Raw genomic sequence first — 25,565 nt, 5'->3', positions numbered from 1 at the left:
ACCAAATCAAGCAGGGCCGGCACATTGGCCGGCCCTGTCACCATCCCGCTTATTGCGAAAAGGATTTCAGATACTCGATCACCGCGGCGATATCCTCGTCCTTGCGCAGGCCGTTGAACGACATCTTGGTGCCTTTGACATAGCCACGCGGATCGGACAGGAATTCCGCCATGGTCTCGGCGTTCCAGACCAGACCTTCCTCGCCCATCGACTGCAACGTCTTGGAATATTTGAAATCCCCGACCGCCGCCATGTGGCGCCCGATCACGTCATTCAGCTGCGGACCGACACGGTTTTTCGCACCCTCGCCCACCTGATGGCAAGCCTTGCATTTACGGAAAACCTTTTCGCCATCCTCGACCAGCGCCATGTCCAGCGCCACCTCTTCGGCGACCGCTTCTTCCGCAGCCGCGTCTTCGGGTTCGGCCTCCGCCATCTGCTCGATCTTTTCATCGGCAGCGGTGTCGGCATTGGCCTCTTCCATCGCGTCCTCGGCGTCGGCTTCCCCTTCTTCTTCGGGAGTCACATCCAGAACTGCGGCGCGCATGGTGATTTCCACGCTGTCCTTGCAGTTCTCCATGCAGGCCTCTTCGCTGAACCGGGGATATTCGGTTTCGGCCCGGTCATCCACGATGAACCCGTCGGCATTGGGCATTTCGACCTCAAGGAAATTTTCGTTCGTCAGAACGAAATCCTCGTCCACCAGATAGTTGGAATACAGAATATAGGCCACGATGGCATAGGTATCGTCCACCGACATGGTCTGCGCCGCGCCAAACGGCATCGAGCGATGCACATAATCCCACGCCGTCGACAAGTACGGCCAGTAAGAACCGACCGTTTTCACCGGGTCCTTGTCTGCCAGCGTGTCATCGCCGCCCGCCAGCTTGGGCCAGTTGCCCACGCCTTCGGCAAAATCACCGTGGCAGATCGCGCAGTTGTCGATGAACAGCGTTTCACCGTCCATGACCGAGCCCGACCCTTCGGGCAGCCCCGTTCCATCCGGGCTGACATCCAGATCCCAGGCGGCAACCTCTTCCGGCAGGGCCTCGCGGCCAAGGCCGAGGCGCTTGGCTTCGGCGGCTTCGTCCGCGCGGGCGGCCGCGATGAACATCATGTCCGGCGACCCGGCATCGGCCGAAACGATCGGCATCTCGGCCGGCATCGGCGCGACGTTCCGATCCGCGAAATTGTAGGCAGCGGTCAGAAGAGCGACCGCGCCGACCCCGCTCAACCCGTACAGCTTAAGAGACTTCGACATTCTCTGCCTCCCCGTTTTCCTTCACCCACCAGGTCTGGATGCAGTTGTTGTGATAGATCGAATTCTCGCCGCGCACGTCGCGCAAAGCGTTCTTGGTCGGCTGGACATACCCGGTTTCATCATGGGCACGGGACTGCAACAGCATCTCTTTGCCGTCCCACTCGATCTCGAGATAGAAACGCGACAGCGCCTTGGACTGGCCCTCTGCCGCAAGGCGGGCCTGCTGCCAGTTCTTGCCGCCATCGGTCGAGACATCCACACGGGTGATCGCACCGTGGCCCGACCATGCCAGCCCGGTGATGACCAACGGTCCGGGGCCGTGCTTGATCGGCGATTGCGGGCTGGGGCTGGTGACGACCGATTTGGCATCCATGACCCAGGTCCACTTGCGGCTGGTGCCATCGGCCAGCGTATCGGTGTATTTCGAGGTTTCCTCGCGGCTTTCGACGGCCTGATGTGTCACTTCGATACGGCGCAGCCACTTGACCCACATGTTGCCTTCCCAACCGGGAACGACCAGGCGCACGGGATAGCCATGCTCCTTGCGCAGCGCTTCGCCATTGGCCTTGAAGGCGACCAGAACATCGTCCAGCGCCTTGTCCATCGGGATCGAGCGCCCGTTCGACGAGGCATCGGCCCCTTCGACGTAGACCCACTTGTCCGACAGATCGCCCGCAGCCGCCAGCCCCGCCTCGGTCAGCAGGGTGCGCAGGGACACACCGGAATATTCCATGTTGTGGATCATGCCGTGGGTAAACTGCGCGCCATTCAATTGCGCCCCGGCCCATTCCATGCCCGTGTTTGCCGCGCATTCGCAGAAATACACGTGGTTTTCACGCGGAAAGCGTTCCAGATCCTCGTAGGTGAACACCAAAGGCTTATCGACCAGCCCGTTGATCATCAGGCGGTAATCGTCCTTCGTCAGCTCGATCGCGCCCGAGTGGTGACGCTCGAACGCGCAGCCCTGCGGGGTGATCGTGCCATCCAGCGCGTGGATCGGGGTGAAGTTGATCGAACTGATCGTATCGGCGGTCAGCCACTCCACATTGCGGCGGATCACGTCATCCTCGAACCGGATCGGCATGCCATACGGCGTCGCATCCACCCCCTCGCCCAGTCCGCTCGCCCATTCCTGCACTTCGGTGATCAGCGGGTCAGGCCCGGCCGCGCGGGCCATTCCGGCCCCGGCAACCGCCCCTCCGGCCGCCACAGCGCCCTTCAGGAACGCGCGGCGCGAGGCCCCTTTCTTTTCGTTGTCGGCTGTCATCTGTCCTTAGCCTCCTCTTACAACATCAAATTCGCTTACGTGAATATGATGAATCCACGGTATCCGTCAAACGGTCGCGGCACGAATTACGTGCCGCTGACCTTCACACTTGTGTTCGGCTCCAGCGAAACCGTGCCGAGCTTGCGGATATGGCTTTCGACCACGTCCCAGATCTGCGGCCCTTCGGTGCCTTCGTTCACGCTGGCCCAACCGGCCACGACATAATTGCGCGCCGGGTCGATCGGCTCGCCCGTGCTCAGCAACGTCATGTCGGAAATCCGTTCGCCTTGCGGTTTGGAAACGTCGATGGAATAGCCCATACCGCCGATCCGCACCATGTCCCCGCCCTGCTGGTAGTAGGGATCGGGATTGAAGATGTTGTCGGCCACGTCTTCAAGGATCACCTTGATGAACTCGCCGGTCATCTCGCTGCGATAGGCCTTGCCATAGGTCATCGAGGTGACGTTCCATATATCTTCGCGCGTGATGTCGCCGCCGGGCACGATGCTGGGCCCCCAACGCACACCCGGGCTCATGGCGATCTCGGCATCGCGCTCACTCAGCAACGCATCGCAAATCAGATCGTCCCAGGACCCGTTGAAGTTACCACGACGATACAGCAGGCTGTCGGTCTGGCCGATCACCTCGTCCAGTTCGGCCTGATAGGGCGCACGCTGTTCGTTGATCAGGGCGGCCACCTCGGCATCGGGCTCGATCACGTCGCTGAAAATCGGGATCAGCTTGTGGCGGAACCCCATCATCCGCCCGTCGCGCACATCCAGATCGACGCGGCTGATGAATTTCCCGTTCGACCCGCTGGCGATGATGATCGTATCGCCCACCAGCACCGGCTCGGGCAGCGCATCATGGGTATGCCCCGACAGGATCACGTCGATCCCCTTGACCACGCCGGCCATTTTCTTGTCCACGTCAAAGCCGTTATGGCTCAGGCAAACGACCAGTTCGGCACCCTGCTCGCGCACCTCGTCGACCATCTGCTGCATATGCTCGTCACGGATGCCGAAGCTGTAATCGGGGAACATCCATCCCGGATTGGCGATCGGCATATACGGGAAGGCCTGACCGATCACGGCGATCTTCACGCCGCCGCGCTCAAAGAATTCATAGGGTTTGAAATCTTCCGCCGGCTCGTCCCATTCCGCATCGAAAATATTCTGCCCAAGCGCGGCAAAGGGCAGGCCTTCGACGATTTCGCGCACCCGGTCCTGCCCAAGGGTGAATTCCCAGTGGAAGGTCATCGCATCGGGCTTGAGCGCGTTCATCACGTTGACCATGTCCTGACCCGCGGTCTGATAGCAGGTGTAGGACCCGTGCCACGTGTCGCCACCATCCAGCAACAGCGCATCGGGGCGCGCGGCCCGGATCGAATTGATTACCGTCGCCACACGATCCAGACCGCCAACGCGGCCGTATTCCTTGGCCAGCGACGAGAAATCGTTGTAGGTCAGTGCGTAATGCGACGGGCTGCCGTCTTCGATCCCGTACATCTTGCGGAAATCCGCCCCGGTGACATGGGGCACCTCGCCCTTGTTGCCACCGACCCCGATATTGATCTCCGGCTCGCGGAAATAGATCGGTTTCAACTGGGCGTGGATATCGGTCACATGGATCAGCGACACGTTCCCGAACGTGTCGAACTCCAACAACTGGTCTTGCGTCAGCGTCTGCTGCGCCGCCAGCCTGGCCCAGTTGCCAAACCCGCTTGCGCCCACCATCGCCGAGGCCGCCATGCTGACCTGTAGAAAATCGCGACGAGAGATCATTTCAGTCTCCGATAGTTAAAGTTAACCCTGCCCGCGCCCGGCCTTCCGGATGCGGCTTGGCCCGAAGGCCCCGAATTTCAATGTCATGCAGGCAGCGGCAAGCCGGGGCGACGGGGCCGCCCCGGCCAGTATCAGATCAGTTGCGGACCGACGGACCTTCGACCGACAGGCCATTACCGCGGCTCGCAACATAAAGCTCAAGCGCCACGAACTCCTCGCCACCCGGCTTGAAGGTCTCGGCGCGGGTATCCCGCACGCATCCCTTGAACCGCGCGTGAACCGTATTCAGCTTGGTGTTCTTCAGGCGATAGGTCGGAAATCCGTTGATCTGCCCCTGACTCAGGTGGTCGGCGCGGATCATGTTCCCGTAATTGTCCTCATGGCAATTGGAGCAGCTCAGTTCCAGCTGACCGTAACGGGTATAGTAGATTTCCTTGCCCTTCTCCCAGGTCTCTTTCGCCGGGCCGTCAATGGCCACATCCACCGGCATCCCACGCGATTGCAGCGTGATCAGGGCTTCCATGTTGGCCATCTGGCCGCTGGTGTACCCATAGGGTTCGGCCCCCATGTTTTCTTCGCGGCAGGCGTTGATCTGCATGGCGAGCGTACGGACTTCGCCCGCATTCTCGTTCCACTTGGGATAAACGGCGCGAACGCCGGTCATGCTTTCGGGGCCTTCATGGCACGAGGCACAGGACTTGCCCTCGGACCCTTCGACGGTATCCCACTGCTCCTGGCCGATTTCGACGAAGACCATACCGGGGTTGTCGAAATCATCCATTTCCAGAACCTGGGTTTCGTCCGAGCGGAAGTGCCAGCCGGACATGATCATGTCCATGTTGGCCTCTTCCATATGAGCGGGCAGCGGTGCCTTGGTCACGATCTCGGTTTCGCCGTTGATGATCAGCTTATCATCGTCCGGATCCGCCGAGGCCATGCCTGGCACAGCCAGCATAACTGCGGCCACTGCTGTCATTGCATTGAATTTCATACGTTTCCTCCCTTGGGCTGCCCTGCCCGCCCGGTCGGGACCGGCAGGGCGCCTTTATAGTTTTCAACGATCAGCCGACCGAAACCGCCTTGACGTCTTCGTACACGTCGCCGTCATCATCGTACCAGGTGAACTTGAATTCACCGGCTTCGGGCACCTGGGCCTCGAACTCGAAATACGGGTTGGTCGAAATCGCAGGCTCCATCTTGACCTCCACGACGCTCTGGCCGTTGAACTCACAGGTGAAACGATTGATGATCGAACGCGGAATGGTATTGCCGTCGCTGTCCTTGCGCTGACCCGATTCCATCTTGTGGCTGATCAGCGTCTTGATGACGATCACCTCGCCGGCATCTGCCGACTTGGGAACTTTCACGCGGGGGCGTACACCTTTTGCCATTGTACTGTCTCCTTCTCGCTTAGCCGCCGCAGCCGCCGATGGTGACCTTCACGGTCTTCGAAACCTTGGCAAAGCTGCCATCGGCCATCTTGGCCACAGCTACCACGTCCTGCGTACCGGCAAGGCGGATACGGGTCTTGGCGCGGTGCGCACCGGCCAGCGCGCCAAAGGTAAAGGTCGCCACACCGGGGGTCGGGTTGCCGGCGGCCAGCACCATGATCGCCTCGGCGCCATCGGCCCCGACCTCGATCGGAACCGTGTTGCCGTTTTCCGCGATCTCGGGCGCGTCCAGATCGACACCGCCCTCGGCCACGTCGGCACCGCCGGTGAATTCATTGATCATGTCGTCCACGGCCGAGGCCATGGCAGGCATGGGCAGCACGGTCACCGCCGCAGCGGCGGCCCCGAGTGCCATAGTTTCGCGTCGTGTGAATTGCATCTTCATCTCCTTGATGAGCGTAACCGGATCACTGTTCCTTGAGAGTGACAAGGAAGGCGACCACGTCTTCGATTTGCTGGGCCGACAGCAGCGGGTCCAGCGGACCCTCAGGGGCTTTGCCGGTATAGGCGTTGCCCGGCCGTACGAAACCATCAACCTTATAATAGGCCGGCATCATCGTATCCGGATAGGTATTCTTGGCGTTGGACACGATTCCGCGGATTTCAGCCTCGCTCCAGCGGTCGGCGACGCCATCCAGCGTCGGCCCGATTTCGCCATGGAACGGCGCGTCATTCAGCGCGGTGACCTCGTGACAGGAAATACAGTTGCCGATCGACTTGGTCTTCATGACCATCGCGCCGTTCTCCGGATCTCCCGGCTGGCCGGTCAGAGATTCGGCGACAGCGCCATATTCGTCAAACTGCACATCCGCCGGGGCAACCGGTTCGGCCATTGCAGAGCCGGCCGCAAGCACCGTTGCCGCCAGAAGTGTTGTTGAAAGCTTCATGTTTCCTCCCATAGCTACCATGTTCTTTGCTGCGATAGCTCGGTATACAGTAGGCTACCAGCCACACGCTACGCAACAACAAATTCAGGTTTGTGAATTATTTCCCGTTCAGCGCCGTATCTTTACTGATCTTGCCCGGCCTGACGCTCCTTGATGCGCCGCGCATGATACCTTTGAAAATCCTCACCGTTTTCGATCTCGTAACGCTTTTCATTGACCCAGACATACATATCCAACGCCGTGCTTTTCGAAAACGCGCCCGGCATGATCGCGACGGCGGCATCCTTGGCAGATTTACCCTCTTTCACTTCTTCGGGCAGGTAGATCACCGTCGGCGTGAACAGAATCCCCCATTTACGCAGCAGGTCTTTCTCGGACATGGATTCGCCATCCAGATCGGTCACTTCCCGGTCGCCATGCAGGTTCAATTGCACGACAAAGTAGTTTTCCCGAATATATTCCGCGATATCCTCCTGCGGATACACCTCTTCATGCATTTTCTTGCAATAGATGCACCCGCGCTGCTCGATCATCAGCGCCATGCGCTTGCCCTCGGCGCCCGCTTCGGCCAGATCCTCGCGCAGGTCGAGGAATGTCTCGCGCATCCAGTCCTCTTTGTGCAGGCCGTCATCGCCCAGTTCCGCCGCGACAGCAGGCATTGCCAGTCCACCCAAGAGCACAGCCAGAGCCAAAATCATACGTTTCATAATCAATCCTCCCATCGTTCTGTCATTGCGCGATCCGATCATCCGATCGACTGGAATCCGGGGAACCATCGAATCATCATATCCGCGATCAGGTTAACAGCGTCTGTCGCGATCAGAACAGCGAACAGGATCAGCATCCCCCCCATGACCTTTTCGACATAGCCCATGTATTTCCGCTTGCTCTGAATCCAGTTCAGGAACGGGCGCGCGAAAAACGCCGCCACGATGAACGGCGCGGTCATCCCCAACCCATAGACCAGCAGCAACAGCGCCCCCTCGGCCAGGCTCCCCATGCCGCTGGCCACCATCAGGATCGCCGCCAGCGCCGGGCCCACGCAGGGCGTCCAGCCAAAGCCAAAGGCCAGCCCCATCAGATACGCGCCGATGATCGTCGTCGGTTCGGCGCTGCTTTCCATGCGCGCCTCGCGATAGAGCAGCGGGATGCGCAGGATTCCAAGGAAATGCAGACCAAACAGCAGCAGAATGCCCGCCGCGACATAGCTTAGCGGCTGGCGCCATTGCGCGAAGGCCTGCCCAAGCGCCGTCGCCCCCATGCCCAGCAACACGAAGATCGTCGTCACACCCAGGGCAAAGAAAACGGCCGACACCACAAGACGTTTCTGCGCCCCCGGCGCGATGTCGTCCTCGCCGCGCAGCTCGTTCATCGAAAGCCCTGCCATGTAGCACAGGTAAAACGGCACCATCGGCAGGATGCAGGGTGTAAAGAATGACAAGAGCCCGGCAAGTGCTGCCCCCGCATAGGAAATTTCCAGCATCCTCGAAGCTCCTTGTTAACTCAACATATTCAAATTATGTTTTGTGAATATCCAACTTCAATCGGTTCCTCAATGGCCCTGCGTAAATTTACCGTTCTCTCGTCGCTCATCTGGCTGCTCATGGCGTCTGTTTCCCATGCCGTCGAACTGATCATGGTCGAACGCGCGGGCTGCCATTACTGCATCGAATGGAAAACCGATCTGGGCCCGATCTACCCAAAGACGCCCGAAGGCATCTATGCGCCGCTGCGCATGGTTTCGATTCAGGACGCCCCGCCGGACGGTATTGAGTTCAACCGCCCCGTGACCTTTACGCCGACCTTCGTTCTGGTCGATGGCGGGCAGGAACTGGGCCGGATCGAAGGCTATCCGGGCGAAGATTTCTTTTGGGGGGTTCTCGGGATGCTGCTTGAAAAACACACCGATTACCCGCAACAACCACGCACGAACTGATCACGAACGCCCGAAACGGGCAAAAAAAAACGGAACCGGGACAAATGGCACTTCCAGTTTTCGACACTTCGCTGACCGACGCCGAGATGGACCGCATGGTCGAGAACGCGACCAATGCATCGAACTTCCTCAAGGCGATCAGTCACGAAGGCCGGTTGATGATCCTGTGCCACCTTGTCAGCGGCGAAAAATCCGTCACCGAACTGGAAGACCTCCTGTCGGCGCGTCAGGCCGCCGTGTCGCAACAACTGTCGCGCCTGAGGCTCGAAGGGCTGGTCGTGCCCCGGCGCGAAGGCAAGGCGATCTATTATCGTCTGGCCGATAACCGGCCACGCCGTGTACTCGAACTCGTGTATGAGTTATTCTGCTCCGAAGATTCCGAGGCTGCACGGGCCTGACGCGTGTCACCTCGGGGCCAGGGGACCGCGCCATGTTCGAATTCATCACAGACAATACGCTCGTCGCGCTGATCGGGGCGGCTTCCGGCATTCTGCTGGGGCTGGCGGCCCGGATGGGGCGCTTTTGCACCATGGGCGCCATCGAAGACATGCTTTATGGCGGCTCGACGGTGCGGATGCGGATGTGGATTCTGGCCATCGGCGTCGCCATGATGGGCACCTTCGCCCTGACAGGTGCCGGAATGATGGCCCCGGAACAGTCGTTCTACCTCTCGATTCGCTGGATGCCGCTGGCCTCGATCCTGGGCGGGCTGATGTTCGGCTATGGCATGGCGCTGGCCGGAAACTGCGGATACGGCTGTATCGCACGGCTCGGCGGCGGCGATATCCGCGCCTTCGTCATCGTGATCGTGATGGGCGTTTCGGCCTATATCGTGCTGTATGGCCCCGTGTCCTACCTGCGGAACATGGCGTTCTTTCAGGAAGAGGTCACAAATGGCCTGCCCCCCGGCCTGATCCATCTGGCCGCCCGGCAGACCGGCCTGCCGCTGGCCCCGCTGGGGATCGCCATCGGCGCGCTGATCGCCCTGGGCGCGCTGGCCTCGCGCACGCTGATCACCGAACCCAAGTCGATCCTCTGGGCCTGTGCCGTGGGTCTGGCGATCACCGCCGGTTGGGCGGGCAGCTATTGGGTGGCGACCACCGGCTTTACCGCCATGCCCGTGGTCTCGCACAGCTTCTCGGCCCCGGTCGGTGAATCCCTGCTCTACCTCATGACCGCCTCGGCCCGCGCCCCGTCCTTCGCGGTGGGGTCGGTCACGGGCGTTGCGCTCGGGGCCTTCATCGGCTCGCTGATCAAGGGGCATTTCCGGTGGGAAGCCTGCGAAGACCCCCGCGAACTGCGCCGCCAGATGAGTGGCGCGGCACTCATGGGCGCGGGCGCGGTGCTGGCCATGGGCTGCACCGTGGGGCAAGGCCTGTCGGCCTTTTCCGTCCTCAGCTATTCCGCCCCCGTGACGTTCCTCGCGATCATCGCCGGCGCGGCCCTCGGCCTGCGCCAGCTGATCGAAGGCTTCCAGCCCGCCGAATAACGCCCGCCACCACGGCTCAGGCATGCGCCCTGTCCGTGCATCGTCAAATCCAGTCCCGAAAATGTCCCAATTCCCGCCACAAACGGACGTCACACTGACAAGCGCGTCCGGCGGAACGCCCTGCACGTTGCAGAAATCTCCGCAGTGTATCCGGCGCGGCCGCGCCACGTTGTAAGAGTAATCGAGGTTCGGGCAAGGCATGCAAATCAGAACAACGCCAGAAATATCTGGAAAAACAGGCCGTGGCGGAAACGCCGTCACCTGTTTCACACCGGGCACGATGATCACCACGACGACAGGTCGTTGCGCCGTCAACGATCTGAAACCCGATGATCGTGTCCTGACCCGCGACAGCGGGTTTCAACCGGTCGTCTGGATCGGTCAGCGAACATGCAGCGCCGCAACTCAGCGCAGCGATCCCGCGCAGGCCCCGATTCTGATCCGGGCGGATGCCCTCGGCCCCGGCCTGCCCGCGCAGGACATGATCGTGTCCCCCCGGCACCGGTTCCTCACAACCGATCCGGCGCTTTTGTCCGCCCTGAACGAAACCGAAGCCCTGATCGAGGCGCGCGCCCTGCTGGGCCGTCCCGGTATTTCGCGCACCGCCCCGGCCCGGCAGACCTATGTCCATGTGCTGTTCGACCGGCACGAGGTCATCCTGTCCGACAATACATGGTCTGAAAGCTTCCGCCTCGATCGCACCAATACACAGGCGCTGATCCACGATCGCGAAACACAGGTCCTGGTCCATTTCGCGGCACAGGGCCATCAGCCCGTCGAGTTGCAACCACCCGCGCGCACCTGCCTGCCCTGCCTCGACACCGTCGCCTGAGCGCACAACCGCGATTCGCGAATACCTGCGCACTGCGCCGGGATGCCAGCACGCGCTCGGCGTCCCACCCTGCCCGCCCCCTTGCAATTCGGCGCCCGACAGGCAAAGCCTTGAGCAAAGCAAGGACGCCAATGATGCCCGACGATTCCACTCAGACCGATCCTTTCGCCATCCCCCCCGACACGATGGGCATGACCGCCGAGCAGATGCGTCGGCTGGGTCACAGGGTCGTCGATATGGTCGTCGACCGGTTCGAACGCCGCAATGCCGAATCCGTGATCACCACGGGCGATGCCGACGATCTGACCGCACGGCTCGGCGGCGACCTCCCCGAAGCCCCGGTCGATCCCGATGCGACGCTGGATCTGATGGCGCAGGTGGTGATGCAGAACATGCAGCACGGCGACCATCCGCGCTATTTCGCCCGCGTGCCCGGCCCCGCCTCTTTCGCCGCGATCCTGGGCGACTGGATGGGCACCGGCTTCAACACCATCTGCGCCAGCTGGGGCGGCGGATCGGGCCCGGCGGTGGTGGAAACCACCGTCTGCTCGTGGGTCGCGCAAATGCTGGGCCTGCCCGACCGAACCGAGGGCGTCCTGCTGTCGGGCGGCTCACTGGGCAATTTCACGGGCTTCTGCGTCGCACGCTCCGAGATCGGGCACGGCGTGGCCTACCTGACCGATCAGACGCATTCCTCCCTGCCCCGCAACCTGCGCCAGATGGGCCTGTCCGAGGACGAAATCCGCATCCTGCCCTCGGACGACGCCTTGCGCATGTCCGCCGATACCCTGCGCAACGCCATCGCGGACGACATCGCCGCGGGCCGCCGCCCGATGATGGTCGTGGCCACCGCCGGCAGCACCAATACCGGCGCAACCGACCCGCTGGACGCCATCGCCGACATCTGCGCCGAACACGGCATGTGGATGCATGTGGACGGGGCCTATGGCGCACCCGCCGCGATCACCGAACCGGGCCGCGCCGTCCTGCACGGACTGGAGCGCGCGGATTCCGTGGTGCTGGACCCGCATAAATGGTTTTTCCAGCCTTACGATCTGGGCCTGTGCCTCGTCACCCGCCCCGGCGCGCTGGAGCGCTGCTTTTCCATGAACCCGGAATACCTGCGCGACGTTCAGGCAACGGGGGGCCAGGTGAACTACGGCAACCGCTCGCTGGAACTGTCCCGCCGCTCCCGTGCGCTCAAGCTCTGGATGTCGCTGCGCACCTACGGCGCTCAGGCGTTTCGCGATGCCGTGGCGCGGGGCATCGAGCTGGCCGAATTCACCGAAACCCACCTGCGCAGCCAGCCCGACACCTGGGAGGTGATCACCCCCGCGCAATTGGGCGTGGTGTGTTTCGCTCATCGCGGATCGGACGCCGCCGGTCACGCCGCACGGGCCGCGCGGCTGTCCGAATCGGGTTTCGCCACATTGTCCTCGACCATGCTCAAGGATCGCTCGGCGCTGCGGCTCTGCACCATCAACCCGCTGACCACCCGCGAGGACATCCTACAAACGCTCGACCGGCTGGCAGCCCCCCTCTGACATCACGCCCGAGCGATTGTATACTCGCTGAAACGGCATCTTCGACGGCTCCCGGACCGGCGCGTCCGGATCACGCTTACAACGGGCCTTCCGTCCGCTACACTGCGGCAATCCGGCAAAAATCGGACGAAAAGGCTTGTTTCGCACCCAAAAAGTCAGCTTTAACGGCGAACGGCGACAAACAGAACGGGACAGACATGAACGACGGCAGCAACCTCCTTCCCCTGATCGCAAGCCTTCCCTTTATCGGTGCACTGGTTCCCGGCCTCATGATCCGCGCCGGACGTAACGCCTGTGCGACATTCACCGCCGTTCCGACCGTTCTGGCACTGGTTTGCCTCGGCCTTCTGGCCCCTGCGGTGCTGCGCGGGGAAACCTTGCAGGCCGAAATCGCGTGGTTGCCGCAACTGGGCCTGTCGGCATCGTTCTTTCTGGACGGTCTGGGGCTGTTGTTTGCCGGGATGATCCTCGGCGTGGGCCTGCTGATCACCCTCTATGCACGGTTCTACCTGTCGGGCGACGACCCGATGGGGCAGTTCTATACCTACCTGCTGCTGTTTCAGGGCGCGATGCTGGGCATCGTCATTTCCGACAATATCCTGCTGCTGCTGATTTTCTGGGAACTGACCAGCCTGTCGTCCTTCCTGCTGATCGGCTACTGGAAACACCTGCCCGAGGGACGGCAGGGCGCGCGCATGGCGCTGGCCGTGACCGGCGCGGGCGGGCTGGCGATGATCGGCGGCATGCTGATCCTCGGCAATATCGTGGGCAGCTACAACCTGACCGACATCCTGTCACAGGGCGACGCGATCCGCGCCTCCGAGTGGTACATGCCCGCTCTGATCCTGATCCTGATCGGGGCCTTCACCAAATCCGCGCAGTTCCCGTTCCATTTCTGGCTGCCCCACGCCATGGCCGCCCCGACGCCGGTTTCGGCCTATCTGCACTCGGCCACGATGGTGAAGGCCGGCGTGTTCCTGATGGCCCGGATGTGGCCGGTTCTGGCGGGCACCGACGCGTGGTTCTATATCGTGTCGATCACCGGCATGATCACCATGATACTGGGCGCGCTGATCGCGCTGTTCAAGGACGACCTCAAGGCGCTGCTCGCCTTTTCCACGGTCAGCCACCTTGGCCTGCTCACCATGCTCCTGGGCTTCGGCACGAAAATGGCCGCCATCGCGGCGGTGTTTCACATCATCAACCACCTCACGTTCAAGGCCGCGCTCTTCATGACCGCGGGCATCGTCGATCACGAAACCCACACCCGCGACATCAAGCGCCTTGGCGGCCTGCGCCACCTGATGCCGATCACCGCCCTGATCGGCACGGTCGCCGCCCTGTCGATGGCGGGTATTCCCCTGTTCAACGGGTTCCTCTCCAAGGAAATGATGCTGGAGGAGGCCGCGCATACCGAATGGTTCCGCAACCCGTGGATCGTGCCGGTGCTGGCCACGTTCGGTGCGCTCCTGTCGGTGGCCTACAGCCTGCGCTTCATCTTCCATGTTTTCGCAGGGCCGGTGCGTGACGACTATCCGCACAAACCGCATGACCCGCCCTTCGGCATGTGGGCCTCGCCCGCGCTGCTGGTCGTGCTGGTGGTGCTGATCGGCCTCCTGCCGCACCTGGCCGAGCCGGTCGTGACCATGGCCGCCAACGCCGTGACCGGGCAGGACCTGCACCCGCATCTGAAAATCTGGCACGGCGTGACGCCTGCCCTCTTCATGTCCATCGCGGCGGTGGCGGGCGGCGCGATCCTGCTGGCGATGCACCGCCCGCTCGACCGCCTGTGGCTGGCCACCCCGCGCCCCGAAGCCAAGACGATCTTCGATGCGCTTTACGGCGCGCTGGCCGGGCTGTCCCGCGCACTGACCGACGGCCTGCACAACGGCGCGATCAGCCGCTATCTGGCGATCTTCGTCTCCGCCACGGTGGTGCTGGGCTATTTCGCCTTCACCAGCGGCACCATGACGCCTCCCACTCGCGAACCGCTGCCCATCCCGCTGGTGGCGGCGGTGGGCTGGCTACTGCTGATCGTGGCGACGGCGCTGGTGGTGATCAATCACCGCAACCGCTTCCGCGCGCTGATCCTGATCGGCATCATCGGTCTGATGGTCTCGGGCGGGTTCGTCTATCTTTCGGCGCCCGACCTCGCGCTGACGCAGATCTCGGTCGAAACCGTCACGATCATGCTGCTGCTTCTGGCGCTCTACTTCATGCCGAAATCCACCCCGAACGAAAGCGGCGCCACCCTGCGCCTGCGCGACGGGATCATCGCCGTTGCCGCCGGGGCCGCCGTTGCGGGGCTGGCCTTTGCCTTCATGACGCGCGATCTCAGCCCGATCTCCGAATTCCACCTCGCCAATTCCTACAAGGGCGGCGGGGGCACCAACGTGGTCAACGTGATCCTCGTGGATTTCCGGGGCTATGACACCTATGGCGAAATCATCGTCCTGGGTATCGCGGGCCTGACGATCTTCGCCCTGATGGAGGCCCTCCTGCGCGGCCCTGCGGGCAGCCGCCTCAAGGCGCAACCCGTACCGCCCGACCGCTCGCGCGACCGACACCCCCTGATGATGGTTGTCGCCACCCGCGCCATGCTGCCGATTGCCGTGATGGTGGGCGTCTACATCTTCCTGCGCGGCCACAACCAGCCGGGTGGCGGGTTCGTTGCCGGGCTGGTGATCTCGATTGCGCTGCTGATGCAATACATGGCCTCGGGCTTTGCCTGGACCCAAAGCCGCCAGCGGATCGAATACCACTCGATGATCGGCTGGGGCGTGGTGATCGCCGGGCTGACCGGCGCTGGCGCGTGGCTGGCCGGCAAACCCTTCCTGACCAGCGCCTATGGCTATATCCACTGGCCCCCGATCGAGGAATTCGAATGGGCCACCGCCATGTCCTTCGACCTTGGCGTGTTCCTGACGGTTCTGGGCGCGGTGATGCTGATGCTCTACAGCCTGTCGCGGATCGCGCGCTATGCCGGTGAAACCGTGAACATCGAACCGATGGACTACGACCCCTCGCTGCGGGTCGCCGACAGCAAGCAGGAGGAGGAGTAACATGGAAATCGTCGTTGCCAGCTCTGTCGGCGTCCTCACGGCAGGCGGAGTCTACCTGATCCTGCGCCTGCGCGCCTTTCCGGTAATCCTGGGCCTTGCCCTGCTGTCCTACGCGGTGAACGTGTTCCTGTTCGCCACCGGACGGCTGGCGATCAATGCGCCGCCCGTCCTGTCGAAATACGGTGACGCCACCTATACCGACCCGCTGCCGCAGGCGCTGGTGCTGACCGCGATCGTGATCTCCTTCGGGATGACCGCCGTTCTGGTGATGATCGCGCTCGGGGCCTATCTCGAAGCGGATCACGACAGGATCGACATGACCGGCCCCAACGCGCCCGACACCGACAAGAAGGAAACCGGAGCATGAGTCACTGGATCATCGCGCCGGTCGTCCTTCCGGCCCTTCTGGCCCCGATCATCGCCTTTGTGATGCGCCACGACATCACGCTGGCGCGGGCCGCATCCTTTGCCGGCACAATCACGCTGGCCGCGATCACCGTAGGGCTGCTGTTCATGTCCGCCGATGGCGCGACCCATGTCTACCGCCTCGGCGACTGGCCCGCGCCATTCGGCATCGTTCTGGTGCTGGACCGTCTGTCGGCGCTGATGCTCTTGCTGACCTCGGCGCTGGCGCTGATCGTGCTGCTGCACGCCACCGCTACCGGCTGGGACAATCGCGGGCGTCACTTCCACGCGCTGTTCCAGTTTCAGCTGATGGGCATCTGCGGCGCGTTCCTGACCGGCGACGCCTTCAACCTCTTCGTTTTCTTCGAGGTTCTGCTGATCGCCTCCTACGGGTTGATGATCCACGGCGGCGGGCGCGTGCGCCTTCAGGCGGGGCTGCAATACGTGGTGATGAACCTGGCTGGCTCCACCCTCTTCCTGTTCGCGCTCGGCACGCTCTATGCCTCGACAGGCACGCTCAACATCGCCGACCTTGCGGTGAAGGTGCGCGAACTTCCGGTCGAAGAGGCCTCGCTGGTGCGCGTCGCCGCGATCCTGCTGATGGTGGTCTTCGCCATCAAGGCGGCGCTGTTCCCGGTGCAGTTCTGGCTGCCCGCCACCTATTCCAACGCCCCCGCCCCCGTGGCAGCGCTGTTTGCCATCATGACCAAGGTGGGCGCCTATGCGATCATCCGCATTCACGCGGTGGTGTTCGGCCCCGACGTGGCCGTTCTGGACGGGCTGATCGGCGACTGGCTGATGCCCGCCGCCCTGGTCACGCTGTCCATCGGCGCCATCGGCGTCATGGGCGCGCGGCGGCTGATGTCGCTGCTGTCCTTCTCTGTCATCGCTTCGATGGGCACGATGATGGTCGCCGTCGCGGCTTTCACCCCCTATGCCACCGGCGCGGCGCTTTATTACCTGCTGCACTCCACCTTTTCGGCGGCGGCCCTGTTCCTGCTGGCCGATCTGGTGGTCAGCCGCCGCCCCGGCGGCGACCTCCTGCGCGCCGAGCCCCCCATCGTGCAGAACGGCCTGTTCGCCGCGCTGTTCTTTGCCGGGGCCATCGGCATCGCGGGCATGCCCCCGCTCAGCGGCTTCCTGGGCAAGCTGGTGATCCTCGACGCCATGGCCGACACGCCGCAAATGGCAATCAGCTGGATCGCCATCCTCGTGGGCTCGTTGCTGCTCATCCTCGGCTTTGCACGGGCGGGCAGCACGCTGTTCTGGAAATCCACCGCCCTCGCGCCGGCCCCCGAAGACACCGATCCGCAAGAGGACGACGAAACACCGCCGCCCGATAACGCCCCGGCCCCGGCCCGCGCGCTCGAACTCGCCCCGACCATGGCCGCGCTGGCCGCTCTGGCCTTCCTGTCGGTCTTCGCCGGCCCGATCAGCACCTACCTTGTCGAAACCTCCGAGCAACTGTTCGACGGCACCGATTACGTCACCGCCGTGCTCGGCCAGGGCGAGGAGAGCTAACTCATGCTGAAGCGTCTTTCTCCCCACCCCGTTCTCAGCATCGTCCTGACGATCGTCTGGCTCGCGCTGGTCAACAAGGTCACTGTCGGCAACCTGATCCTCGGCGGCGTGCTGGGGGTTTTCGTGCCGATGCTCACAGGCCCCTACTGGCCGCGCCGCGCCAAGGTCGGCGGCCCGTTCCGCGTGATCGAATACATCCTGATCGTGCTGTGGGATATCCTCGTGGCCAATGTCGAAGTCGCGCTGATCGTGATGTTCAAGCGCAACGAAAACATCCGCTCGCACTGGATCACCGTCCCGCTGGACCTGACCTCGCCCGAGGCGATCACCGTTCTGGCGGGAACCATCACCATGACGCCGGGCACCGTCTCGACCATGCTGGCCGCCGATGGCGGCAGCATCCTCGTGCATTGCCTGCACACCGACGACCCCGACGAGGTGCGCGACACCATCAAAAGCCGCTACGAATGGCGCCTGAAGGAGATTTTCCAATGATCACCACTGCCCTGATCTTTGCCTTCGGCTGTTTCGGGCTGGGGCTTCTGTTCAATCTCTGGCGCATCGCGACCGGCCCCGACAGCGCCGACCGCATCCTTGCGCTCGACACCATGGTCATCAACATCATCGCCCTGCTGATCCTCTACGGGATCTGGCAGGGCACGTCGATCTATTACGAGGCGTCGATGCTGGTCGCCATGGTCGGGTTCGTCTCCACCGTCGCCTATTGCCGCTTCGTTCTGCGCGGCGACATCATCGAGTAACGAAAGGACAGGTCATGACAGTCGCAATCGAAGCCCTGATTTCCTTTTTCCTTGTCGTCGCAGGCCTTTTCGGCCTTGTCGGATCGTTCGGCCTGATCAAGCTGGAACACACGATCCAGCGCCTGCACGCCCCCACCAAGGCCACCACCGTGGGCGTGGGCGGGGTGCTGATCGCCTCGATGCTCTATTTCCTGCTGGTCAAGGGCTCGGTGTCGTTCCACGAACTGCTGATCACGCTGTTCCTGTTCCTGACCGCCCCGATCAGCGCGAATTTCATCGCCAAGACCTACATTCAGGGCAATATCCGCGCCCATGAACTGCCCGGCACGGAATGCGATTACGGCTGGTCCGTCTACGACGACCCGCCCAAGCGCATCGAAGACGAGGACGAAGAATAAACTCCAGGGGCCGGGCACACCGGCCCTTTTTCATTCGCCCACGCTAACAAATACACCGGCCAGCCACATGACGGCCCCGGCATCTGCCCGAATGTCAGGATGAAAATGGTGCGGTCGAGAAGACTCGAACTTCCACGGGTGTTACCCCACAGCGACCTCAACGCTGCGCGTCTACCAATTCCGCCACGACCGCACGTGTCTGGTAGGTGAGCGGCGTATAGCAACGCGCCAAGGCGATGTGAAGCACAATTTCAACTTTCGGCCATCCTTTCCGCACGACGCCGGGGATGCCCGCGTTCAGGGGGCCGCGGGCGTCCCGCAGCCCCCCGAATTCAGATCAGTTGTCGATATTGAATGTCGGCAGGGTCGACGCCGGCTGAACCGAATTGACCGCCTCGCCATCCTCGACGCCATTCAGGCGATAGGCCGCTTTCTGAACCAGCGCACTGCGCTCGGGATTGCCCGGTGAAAACACCGGCTCGGCCCCCCGCTCCAGCGCGTCGAACGAGGACTGATACCATGCCAGCGCCAGATCGGGGCGCTTGGTGGTGCCGAATCCCTCGTTCAGGTGATGGCCCAGCAACTCGCCATAGGCACCTTCTCCCAGGGCCGTCAGCAACAGCGCCGATCCCAGGGCGACATCCATGTTGTCGGTGCGATACCCGACCGACAGACAGATTTTCGCCGTACCGGCAAGCTGCTCGGGCGGCGCTCCGGCCTCGAGAATGAAGCTGCGCGCGCCTTGCAGCACTTCGGCCTGCGGCTTGAGCGACACCGACGCCACCAGATCGCGCATCGCCGGGGCGAACCCGTTGCATTGCTCTTCGATCTCCGCAACGCTCACGCCACGCAGCCCGCTGGCCAGCTTTTCGCCCGCCGCCACCGCATAGGTGCGCGCCAGGCAGAACTGCTCGTTCAGCGCGAAACGCGGGTCCTGGATCGAGGCTTCCGTGACGAACCCGCCATTGGAATTGGTCAACAGGCTGACCTGATTGCAATGCGACGCCAGAGACCGGGTGTTTTCCTGCGATCCCATCAGGTTCGGCAAGGCCAGTTTCGTGCTGCCGCCGCTGGCGGCCTCCCCGCTCGTCCCCGAGAACGCGGCCATCGTCGATGTCGACTGCTCCTGCGTGACAGGCACGGCAGGGGCCGCAGGCACCGCCGGGGTGCTCGCCATCTGGCCCGAAGACGTGCCGTTCGCCTCGTCGCGATAGGCATGCAGCAGCCCACGGGTGCCCTGACCACGCTGTGCAATCAGTTGCGCCGTCACGGCACCGCTGGACTGCGCCCGATAATACGAACCGACAAGAAACTGGCGTTCGTAATCGGTGATATAGCCCGTCACCGGATACCCCATATGCGCCTGGTACTGCGACACCGCGTTGCGCGTGTTGCGCCCGCTCACACCGTCCGGTGTCCCGGCAGGGAATCCGAAATAATTGAGCGCGGTCTGGGTTTCACGCACCTCGGCGCGTTTCGCCGTATTCTGCGGCGCGGAGCGATAGATCGTGCGCGTGCGGGTCGTCGTCGCGCGCTTGCGCTCGCGCGCCTTGGCGCTTTCGTTCACGATGATCCCGCTGACCGCCCCGCCGACCAAACCGCCGACAATGCCGTCGCCGATATCCGCCGAAACCGGCGCAGCCGGGGCCGACAGCAGGCTAGCAGCGACCCCGCACATGACAATTCGTTTTGAAAACATTCTATCTCTCCCGTAAATGGAACTCGTTTTATAACTTTAGTATAGCATACCCCCCCGGCCCCGATGGAGAGTTTTGCCGCCGTGCTGCCCTATGATCCACAGATTCACGACAAAAATTCGGTCCAGTGGCATGTGTCGGACGGGTTGGTCCCCTATGAACAGGCCGTTGCGGCCATGGAAAACCGGGCAAACCGAATCGCCCGCGGCGAAGCCCCCGAGGCGATCTGGCTTCTCGAACACCCGCCGCTTTACACCGCAGGCACCTCGGCCAACCCCGCCGACCTGACCGATCCCGACAGGTTCCCGGTGCATCCCTCCAGACGCGGCGGGCAATATACCTATCACGGCCCCGGTCAGCGCGTGGTCTACGTCATGCTCGACCTCAACAGGCGCGGCCGCGACGTGCGCGCCTTCGTCCAGCAGCTCGAAAACTGGGTCATCGCCGCGCTGGACGACTTCAACGTCACCGGCGAAATCCGCGATGGCCGCGTCGGAGTCTGGGTGACGCGCGACGACAAACCCCTGACCGCCAGGGGCGAACACCCCGAAGACAAGATCGCCGCCATCGGCATCCGCCTGCGCAAATGGATCAGCTTCCACGGCATCTCGATCAACGTAGAGCCCGATCTGGACCATTTCACCGGCATCGTCCCCTGCGGCATCACCGAACATGGCGTTACCAGCCTTGTCGATCTGGGCCTGCCCGTCACGATGGGCGACCTGGACGTGGCCCTGAAACGCCGCTTTGACGAGGTCTTCGGCGATGCTGCGGACCACACGGCGCAGCGGCCCCCGCGCATAGCATGATCAGAAACACGACGGAGAAGAGCAAGATGACATCGAAGGCAGAAAACGTACTGGTCGTGACCGGCGGCGGCAATGGCATCGGCCTGGCCTGCGCGAAACGCATGGCGGCGGATCATGGCACCGTCGTGTTGCTGGATCTCAACGCCGAGGCGCTGGAACAGGCCGTAAGCGATCTGCAATCGTCAGGCGTCAACGCCACCGGCATCCCCTGCGACGTGACAGACGCCGAAGCCCTCAGCGCCATCGCCGACCGGGTCGAGGCCGAACATGGCCAGGTCGAAACCCTGGTCACTTCGGCCGGGATCATCAGCAACACGGAAACCCTGATGGACATGGATCTCGACCGTCACCGTCAGGTCTGGGACGTGAACTATCACGGCACGGTCTACGCGGTGCGCGCCTTTGCCCGCGCCATGCAAGACCGCCGCAAGGGCAGGATCGTCACCCTCGGCTCGATCACCGGCATGGGGGCCTTTCCCCTGCCCGCCTACAGCCCCGGCAAAACCGCCATCACACGCCTGACCCAGATCCTGTCGGTCGAACTCGGGCGGTTCGATATCCGGGTGAACTGCGTCGCCCCCACCTATGTCCTGAGCGACACCTTGAAACAGCGCATCGCCGAGGGCCTGCGCGACGGCGAAGCGATCCGCAAGGCCGGGGCGCTGACCACCTATGTCCTGCCCGACGACATCGCCAACGCCGCCGCCTTCCTGTGCTCCGACGCCGCCCGCGCCATCACCGGGGTGCTGCTTCCGGTCGATGCGGGCTGGCAGGCAGCCACGATCTACCGCAGCTACACCGGCGGCGTTCCCTGGGACGAAACGGACTGAGGTCAGGCGCAACGCCGCCACGGACGGTCGACAGCTAGGGCAGTTGCCCTTCAGGTGCCGCCGCCCCCCGGCCCGGCTTGCCCGCCACCAGCGGGCAGCCCCCTTATCCGCCCCCGCCACGCGGCTGGGCCTTTCATGGAAATCTTGAGGGTCGCTTGGGGGCCTCATCGTTCTTTCAGGCGCGAAACAGCGGTCGAGGGCCACCGCGCATCGCCGGACGGCGCTTTCAGACCGGGCCGGGTTCGATCACCTCGGCTTCGGTCACGATCATGTCCAGCGGCTGATCCGTGGGCTCCAGCGGCAGCGCCCTGGCCTCCTGCGCCGCATAGGCAAAACCGATCGCCAGCGTCGGGCGTTTCGCGCGCAGCATCTCCAGCGTCCGGTCGTAAAACCCGCCGCCATAGCCCAGCCGCCCGCCGCGCCGGTCGAACGCCACCAGCGGCACGATCACGATCTCGGGCTCGAAGAAATCGTCAAGCTCGGGGATCATCGCCCCGAACGGCCCGTCCTTCAGCGCACAGCCCGGCGACCAGCGCGCGAATTTGAGCGCCAGCCCCGCCCCCTGAATCACCGGCACGCACACCGGCCCATGCGCCGCCGCTTCCTCCATCGCCGGCAGCGGGTCGATCTCGGTGCGGATCGCCATATAGCCTGCCAGCGGCACGCCCCTGTATCCGGCCAGCACCTCGGACAGATGCGCCGCCGCCCCCGGCAAGGCCACCTCATGCGCCGCCTTGCGCCGGGCAAAGGCCGCCTTGCGCGCCTGCGCCTTGACCTCTGTCAGATCGTTCATAGCAACACCGCCGCCGCCAGCCCCAGAAAGGCGAAGAACCCGACGACATCGGTCACGGTGGTCACGAACGCCCCCGAGGCCAGCGCCGGATCAACGCCGATACGCTCCAGTATGACCGGAATCACCGTCCCGGCCAGCCCGGCCACGACCAGATTGATCACCATGGCGGCACCGATCACATAACCCAGTTCCGGCCCCCCGAACCACAGCACGCCGACCACCCCCATCACCACGGCAAAGATCACCCCGTTCACCAGCCCCACCAGCACCTCGCGCCGGATGAAGCGCCACACGTTCGATCCGGTAAGGTCCTTGGTGGCGATGGCGCGCACCGCCACCGTCAGGCTCTGGGTGCCCGCATTTCCGCCCATCGACGCCACGATGGGCATCAGCACCGCCAGCGCCACCACCTGCGTGATCGCCTCCTCGAACTGCGCGATCACCATCGAGGCCAGGATCGCCGTCACGAGGTTCACCGCCAGCCACGGGAACCGGCGGCGCGTGGTGTCGATCACCCGGTCGCTCAGCCGCCCCTCGCCGACACCGGCAAGGCGCAGGATGTCCTCTTCGTGTTCCTCGTCCAGAACCGCCATCGCGTCGTCGATGGTGATCACCCCGACCAGCCGGTCGTCCTCGTCCACCACCGGGGCCGAGATCAGGTGATACTGGTTGAACGCATAGGCCACGTCCTCTTCGTCCTGCGTGACGGGAAAGACATGGAAGGTCTCCTCCACCAGGTCGCTCAGCAACACCTCGCGCCGCGCCGCCATCAGCTTGCCCAGGGTCACGTTGCCCACCGGGCGCAGGCGGGGATCGACAAGGATGATATGATAGAACTGCTCGGGCAGGTCCTCCTGATTGCGCAGGTAATCTATGGCCTCGCCCACATTCCAGTGCTCGGGCGCCATCACCACTTCGCGCTGCATCAGGCGGCCCGCGGAATATTCCGGATAGGTCAGCGATTGCTGCACCGCGATCCTGTCGCCCGCCTCCAGCGCGCTCAGGATCGCCTCTTGTTCGTGATCCTCCAGATCCTCGACCAGATCGACCACATCGTCCGATTCCAGATCGCGCACCGCATCGGCCAGAACGTCGGGCGGCAACAGCCCGATCACCTCCTGGCGCAGCCCCTCGTCCAGTTCCGACAGAACATCACCGTCGAAATCGCTGCCGTACAGCTCGATCAGGCGGCGCCGGTCAAAGGCGTTGATCTGTTCCAGAAGGTCGGCAACGTCCGCCGCGTGCAACCCGGACAATTCCCGCAGCAACAGATCGTGATCGCCTATGTCGACCGCATAGATGATGCGCGCCACCGCCTGCGGGCTCAGCGAATACGCATCTTCTTCGCGCTCGGGTTCGCGTTCGGTATCGGGCTCTGCCTGATCGTCGTCTTCAGCCATATGCCCCTCCACTGTTACGCGTCATCGCGGCAGACTCTAGCAAGACCGCACATAATGACAATCGACTTGCGCGATTTACCCCGCGTTCATCGCCGCCTATCGTCAGGCCGATCACACGGCAACCGCAAAAGGCCCTTCCCGATGCATGACGACACGATTCTCACCGGCACTGTCCTGTCGTTCACCGGCTCCCCGTTCGACGACGCCCCGGAGCGCGCCGCGCAGCTGCACGAGGCCGTTCTGATCCGCGCCGGACGCATCCATGCGCTGGGCCCGCTCGATACCCTCACGGCACAGGCGCCCGAGGCCACGATCACCCGGCACGAGGGCTGCCTGATCTCGCCCGGCTTCATCGACGCCCACGCGCATTACCCGCAAACCGCGATCATCGCCAGTTGGGGCAAACGCCTGATCGACTGGCTGAACGGCTATACCTTCCCCGAGGAAATGCGCTTTGGCGATCCTGCCTATTCCACCGAAATCGCCAACCGCTACCTTGACCTGACGCTGGCAAACGGCACCACCACAACCGCCAGCTACTGCACCTCGCACCCCCAAAGCGCCGAGTCCTTCTTTGCCGCCGCACAGGCGCGTGGCCTGCGCGCCGCGGCGGGCAAGACCTGCATGGACCGCAACGCACCCGCCCCCCTCTGCGACACCGCCCAAAGCGCGTATGACGACAGCGCCGCCCTGATCGCCCGCTGGCACGGGGTGGACCGGCTGCACTATGTCATCACGCCGCGCTTCGCCCCCACCTCCACGCCCGAACAGCTTGATGCGCTCGGCGCGCTCTGGGCCGAAAACCCCACCTGTCTGATGCAGACCCATCTCAGCGAACAGACCGAGGAAATCGACTGGGTCCAGCGGCTTTTCCCGCAATCGCGCGATTATCTCGATGTCTACGAAACCCACGGCCTTCTGGGCGAGCGCGGCCTTTACGGCCATGCCATCCACCTGACAGAGCGCGAAACCACCCGCCTGTCCGAAACCGGTGCCGCCCTCATCCACTGCCCCACCTCCAACACCTTCATCGGCTCGGGGCTGTTCGACATGGGCAGGCGCGTCGCCGAAGGCCAGCGGATCGGCCTTGCCACCGATACCGGCGGCGGCTCATCCTTTTCGATGCTGCGCACCATGGCGGCGGCTTACGAGATCGGCCAGTTGACCGGCACCGCCCTGCATCCCGCACAGCTGATCTGGCTGGCCACCGCCGGATCGGCCCGCGCGTTGCACATGCAGGATCACATCGGCACCATCGCACCGGGGATGGAGGCCGATCTGGTGGTGCTCGATCTCGCCTCGACCCCGGCCATCGCCCAACGCCACGCCCGCGCCGAAGACACCTGGCAGGCGCTCTTTCCCACGATCATGATGGGCGATGATCGCGCGGTCAGACAGGTTTATATCGCGGGACGCGCATTGTCCTGACCGGCTGACA

The 25,565-nt window shown here is 63.3% G+C and carries 26 protein-coding genes and 1 tRNA gene; 14 read left to right on the top strand and 13 right to left on the bottom strand.

From position 1 onward, the window contains the following. Positions 1–49 precede the first annotated feature (49 nt). The 9 genes from KPG71_RS05240 to KPG71_RS05200 all read right to left on the bottom strand — a co-directional run bounded on the left by KPG71_RS05240 (position 50) and on the right by KPG71_RS05200 (position 8,133). Entirely contained in the window at positions 50–1,261 is a 1,212-nt protein-coding gene (locus KPG71_RS05240) for a c-type cytochrome (protein ID WP_216337060.1), read from the bottom strand. Beyond that, entirely contained in the window at positions 1,245–2,528 is a 1,284-nt protein-coding gene (gene soxC, locus KPG71_RS05235) for a sulfite dehydrogenase (protein ID WP_216337059.1), read from the bottom strand. The genes KPG71_RS05240 and soxC overlap by 17 nt, the downstream gene beginning before the upstream one ends. An 86-nt stretch (positions 2,529–2,614) precedes the next feature. Continuing rightward, on the bottom strand, positions 2,615–4,312 hold the full coding sequence (gene soxB / locus KPG71_RS05230; RefSeq protein ID WP_216337058.1) for a thiosulfohydrolase SoxB: 1,698 nt from the start codon (positions 4,310–4,312) through the stop codon (positions 2,615–2,617). Positions 4,313–4,448: 136 nt separating this feature from the next. Then, positions 4,449–5,303, bottom strand: coding sequence for a sulfur oxidation c-type cytochrome SoxA (soxA, locus tag KPG71_RS05225; protein ID WP_216337057.1), 855 nt, complete (start codon positions 5,301–5,303; stop codon positions 4,449–4,451). A gap of 70 nt (positions 5,304–5,373) precedes the next feature. Next, positions 5,374–5,703: a thiosulfate oxidation carrier complex protein SoxZ gene (soxZ, locus tag KPG71_RS05220; RefSeq protein WP_073034869.1), complete on the bottom strand. Its 330-nt coding sequence runs from the start codon at positions 5,701–5,703 to the stop codon at positions 5,374–5,376. Between the two features lie 19 nt (positions 5,704–5,722). Next, a complete protein-coding gene (gene soxY / locus KPG71_RS05215; RefSeq protein WP_216337056.1) occupies positions 5,723–6,142 on the bottom strand; it encodes a thiosulfate oxidation carrier protein SoxY in 420 nt (139 codons plus the stop codon). Between the two features lie 28 nt (positions 6,143–6,170). Next, positions 6,171–6,650, bottom strand: coding sequence for a sulfur oxidation c-type cytochrome SoxX (gene soxX, locus KPG71_RS05210; protein ID WP_216337055.1), 480 nt, complete (start codon positions 6,648–6,650; stop codon positions 6,171–6,173). Positions 6,651–6,772: 122 nt separating this feature from the next. Beyond that, complete coding sequence (locus KPG71_RS05205) at positions 6,773–7,357, bottom strand: thioredoxin family protein (RefSeq protein ID WP_216337054.1); 585 nt, start codon at positions 7,355–7,357, stop codon at positions 6,773–6,775. 38 nt (positions 7,358–7,395) lie between these two features. Next, positions 7,396–8,133: a cytochrome c biogenesis CcdA family protein gene (locus tag KPG71_RS05200; protein ID WP_216337053.1), complete on the bottom strand. Its 738-nt coding sequence runs from the start codon at positions 8,131–8,133 to the stop codon at positions 7,396–7,398. A gap of 72 nt (positions 8,134–8,205) precedes the next feature. Between KPG71_RS05200 and KPG71_RS05195 the strand changes: the two genes are divergently transcribed. The 11 genes from KPG71_RS05195 to KPG71_RS05145 all read left to right on the top strand — a co-directional run bounded on the left by KPG71_RS05195 (position 8,206) and on the right by KPG71_RS05145 (position 18,598). Further along, the gene (locus tag KPG71_RS05195; RefSeq protein WP_253196102.1) at positions 8,206–8,586 is read left to right on the top strand and encodes a thioredoxin family protein; all 381 of its coding nucleotides are present in this window, start codon (positions 8,206–8,208) and stop codon (positions 8,584–8,586) included. Positions 8,587–8,630: 44 nt separating this feature from the next. After that, positions 8,631–8,984 carry a helix-turn-helix transcriptional regulator gene (locus KPG71_RS05190; protein WP_216337052.1) on the top strand — a complete coding sequence of 118 codons (354 nt, stop codon included), beginning with the start codon at positions 8,631–8,633 and terminating at the stop codon, positions 8,982–8,984. Positions 8,985–9,016: 32 nt separating this feature from the next. Further along, a complete protein-coding gene (locus tag KPG71_RS05185) occupies positions 9,017–10,075 on the top strand; it encodes a YeeE/YedE family protein (protein ID WP_216337051.1) in 1,059 nt (352 codons plus the stop codon). Between the two features lie 199 nt (positions 10,076–10,274). After that, positions 10,275–10,907, top strand: coding sequence for a Hint domain-containing protein (locus KPG71_RS05180; protein WP_301182885.1), 633 nt, complete (start codon positions 10,275–10,277; stop codon positions 10,905–10,907). A gap of 134 nt (positions 10,908–11,041) precedes the next feature. After that, positions 11,042–12,451 (top strand): aminotransferase class I/II-fold pyridoxal phosphate-dependent enzyme, encoded by a 1,410-nt coding sequence (locus KPG71_RS05175; protein WP_253196101.1) that lies wholly within the window; start codon positions 11,042–11,044, stop codon positions 12,449–12,451. Between the two features lie 197 nt (positions 12,452–12,648). Continuing rightward, positions 12,649–15,513, top strand: a complete 2,865-nt coding sequence (locus tag KPG71_RS05170; RefSeq protein WP_216337047.1) for a monovalent cation/H+ antiporter subunit A — start codon at positions 12,649–12,651, stop codon at positions 15,511–15,513. Position 15,514: 1 nt separating this feature from the next. Next, on the top strand, positions 15,515–15,880 hold the full coding sequence (locus KPG71_RS05165) for a Na+/H+ antiporter subunit C (protein ID WP_073034860.1): 366 nt from the start codon (positions 15,515–15,517) through the stop codon (positions 15,878–15,880). Next, the gene (locus KPG71_RS05160; protein ID WP_216337046.1) at positions 15,877–17,439 is read left to right on the top strand and encodes a monovalent cation/H+ antiporter subunit D; all 1,563 of its coding nucleotides are present in this window, start codon (positions 15,877–15,879) and stop codon (positions 17,437–17,439) included. Before KPG71_RS05165 ends, KPG71_RS05160 begins: the two co-directional genes overlap by 4 nt. A gap of 3 nt (positions 17,440–17,442) precedes the next feature. Further along, entirely contained in the window at positions 17,443–17,934 is a 492-nt protein-coding gene (locus KPG71_RS05155) for a Na+/H+ antiporter subunit E (RefSeq protein WP_216337045.1), read from the top strand. Beyond that, positions 17,931–18,200: a K+/H+ antiporter subunit F gene (locus KPG71_RS05150; RefSeq protein ID WP_216337044.1), complete on the top strand. Its 270-nt coding sequence runs from the start codon at positions 17,931–17,933 to the stop codon at positions 18,198–18,200. The genes KPG71_RS05155 and KPG71_RS05150 overlap by 4 nt, the downstream gene beginning before the upstream one ends. Before the next feature lie 14 nt (positions 18,201–18,214). Further along, entirely contained in the window at positions 18,215–18,598 is a 384-nt protein-coding gene (locus KPG71_RS05145) for a Na+/H+ antiporter subunit G (RefSeq protein WP_216337043.1), read from the top strand. A gap of 106 nt (positions 18,599–18,704) precedes the next feature. Here the strand turns inward: KPG71_RS05145 and KPG71_RS05140 are convergent. Both KPG71_RS05140 and KPG71_RS05135 read right to left on the bottom strand, forming a co-directional pair. Continuing rightward, a tRNA-Leu gene (locus KPG71_RS05140) sits at positions 18,705–18,791 on the bottom strand. A gap of 144 nt (positions 18,792–18,935) precedes the next feature. After that, positions 18,936–20,297, bottom strand: a complete 1,362-nt coding sequence (locus KPG71_RS05135) for a peptidoglycan-binding domain-containing protein (protein WP_216337042.1) — start codon at positions 20,295–20,297, stop codon at positions 18,936–18,938. Positions 20,298–20,360: 63 nt separating this feature from the next. Here KPG71_RS05135 and lipB point away from each other — a divergent pair, with 63 nt between their 5' ends. Further along, positions 20,361–21,104, top strand: coding sequence for a lipoyl(octanoyl) transferase LipB (gene lipB, locus KPG71_RS05130; RefSeq protein WP_216337041.1), 744 nt, complete (start codon positions 20,361–20,363; stop codon positions 21,102–21,104). A 26-nt stretch (positions 21,105–21,130) separates the two neighbouring features. Then, entirely contained in the window at positions 21,131–21,934 is an 804-nt protein-coding gene (locus tag KPG71_RS05125) for an SDR family NAD(P)-dependent oxidoreductase (RefSeq protein ID WP_216337040.1), read from the top strand. A 226-nt stretch (positions 21,935–22,160) separates the two neighbouring features. Here KPG71_RS05125 and KPG71_RS05120 read toward each other — a convergent pair whose 3' ends face one another. Beyond that, a complete protein-coding gene (locus tag KPG71_RS05120) occupies positions 22,161–22,727 on the bottom strand; it encodes a 5-formyltetrahydrofolate cyclo-ligase (RefSeq protein WP_216337039.1) in 567 nt (188 codons plus the stop codon). Beyond that, on the bottom strand, positions 22,724–24,127 hold the full coding sequence (mgtE, locus tag KPG71_RS05115) for a magnesium transporter (protein WP_216337038.1): 1,404 nt from the start codon (positions 24,125–24,127) through the stop codon (positions 22,724–22,726). The genes KPG71_RS05120 and mgtE overlap by 4 nt, the downstream gene beginning before the upstream one ends. Positions 24,128–24,268: 141 nt before the next feature. On the opposite strand from mgtE, the gene guaD reads away from it, so the two are divergent. Then, positions 24,269–25,555, top strand: coding sequence for a guanine deaminase (gene guaD, locus KPG71_RS05110; RefSeq protein WP_216337037.1), 1,287 nt, complete (start codon positions 24,269–24,271; stop codon positions 25,553–25,555). The last annotated feature ends 10 nt before the right edge of the window (positions 25,556–25,565 follow it).

The organism is Roseovarius sp. PS-C2 (genome assembly GCF_018862045.1).
Taxonomy (GTDB): domain Bacteria; phylum Pseudomonadota; class Alphaproteobacteria; order Rhodobacterales; family Rhodobacteraceae; genus Roseovarius.
This window is presented reverse-complemented; position numbering and strand designations above follow the sequence as displayed.

Coding starts and splice junctions, on each gene's coding strand:
- KPG71_RS05240 (WP_216337060.1), bottom strand. CDS start 1,261: ATGTCGAAGTCTCTTAAGCTGTACGGGTTGAGCGGGGTCGGCGCGGTC.
- soxC (WP_216337059.1), bottom strand. CDS start 2,528: ATGACAGCCGACAACGAAAAGAAAGGGGCCTCGCGCCGCGCGTTCCTG.
- soxB (WP_216337058.1), bottom strand. CDS start 4,312: ATGATCTCTCGTCGCGATTTTCTACAGGTCAGCATGGCGGCCTCGGCG.
- soxA (WP_216337057.1), bottom strand. CDS start 5,303: ATGAAATTCAATGCAATGACAGCAGTGGCCGCAGTTATGCTGGCTGTG.
- soxZ (WP_073034869.1), bottom strand. CDS start 5,703: ATGGCAAAAGGTGTACGCCCCCGCGTGAAAGTTCCCAAGTCGGCAGAT.
- soxY (WP_216337056.1), bottom strand. CDS start 6,142: ATGCAATTCACACGACGCGAAACTATGGCACTCGGGGCCGCCGCTGCG.
- soxX (WP_216337055.1), bottom strand. CDS start 6,650: ATGAAGCTTTCAACAACACTTCTGGCGGCAACGGTGCTTGCGGCCGGC.
- KPG71_RS05205 (WP_216337054.1), bottom strand. CDS start 7,357: ATGAAACGTATGATTTTGGCTCTGGCTGTGCTCTTGGGTGGACTGGCA.
- KPG71_RS05200 (WP_216337053.1), bottom strand. CDS start 8,133: ATGCTGGAAATTTCCTATGCGGGGGCAGCACTTGCCGGGCTCTTGTCA.
- KPG71_RS05195 (WP_253196102.1), top strand. CDS start 8,206: ATGGCCCTGCGTAAATTTACCGTTCTCTCGTCGCTCATCTGGCTGCTC.
- KPG71_RS05190 (WP_216337052.1), top strand. CDS start 8,631: ATGGCACTTCCAGTTTTCGACACTTCGCTGACCGACGCCGAGATGGAC.
- KPG71_RS05185 (WP_216337051.1), top strand. CDS start 9,017: ATGTTCGAATTCATCACAGACAATACGCTCGTCGCGCTGATCGGGGCG.
- KPG71_RS05180 (WP_301182885.1), top strand. CDS start 10,275: ATGCAAATCAGAACAACGCCAGAAATATCTGGAAAAACAGGCCGTGGC.
- KPG71_RS05175 (WP_253196101.1), top strand. CDS start 11,042: ATGCCCGACGATTCCACTCAGACCGATCCTTTCGCCATCCCCCCCGAC.
- KPG71_RS05170 (WP_216337047.1), top strand. CDS start 12,649: ATGAACGACGGCAGCAACCTCCTTCCCCTGATCGCAAGCCTTCCCTTT.
- KPG71_RS05165 (WP_073034860.1), top strand. CDS start 15,515: ATGGAAATCGTCGTTGCCAGCTCTGTCGGCGTCCTCACGGCAGGCGGA.
- KPG71_RS05160 (WP_216337046.1), top strand. CDS start 15,877: ATGAGTCACTGGATCATCGCGCCGGTCGTCCTTCCGGCCCTTCTGGCC.
- KPG71_RS05155 (WP_216337045.1), top strand. CDS start 17,443: ATGCTGAAGCGTCTTTCTCCCCACCCCGTTCTCAGCATCGTCCTGACG.
- KPG71_RS05150 (WP_216337044.1), top strand. CDS start 17,931: ATGATCACCACTGCCCTGATCTTTGCCTTCGGCTGTTTCGGGCTGGGG.
- KPG71_RS05145 (WP_216337043.1), top strand. CDS start 18,215: ATGACAGTCGCAATCGAAGCCCTGATTTCCTTTTTCCTTGTCGTCGCA.
- KPG71_RS05135 (WP_216337042.1), bottom strand. CDS start 20,297: ATGTTTTCAAAACGAATTGTCATGTGCGGGGTCGCTGCTAGCCTGCTG.
- lipB (WP_216337041.1), top strand. CDS start 20,361: ATGGAGAGTTTTGCCGCCGTGCTGCCCTATGATCCACAGATTCACGAC.
- KPG71_RS05125 (WP_216337040.1), top strand. CDS start 21,131: ATGACATCGAAGGCAGAAAACGTACTGGTCGTGACCGGCGGCGGCAAT.
- KPG71_RS05120 (WP_216337039.1), bottom strand. CDS start 22,727: ATGAACGATCTGACAGAGGTCAAGGCGCAGGCGCGCAAGGCGGCCTTT.
- mgtE (WP_216337038.1), bottom strand. CDS start 24,127: ATGGCTGAAGACGACGATCAGGCAGAGCCCGATACCGAACGCGAACCC.
- guaD (WP_216337037.1), top strand. CDS start 24,269: ATGCATGACGACACGATTCTCACCGGCACTGTCCTGTCGTTCACCGGC.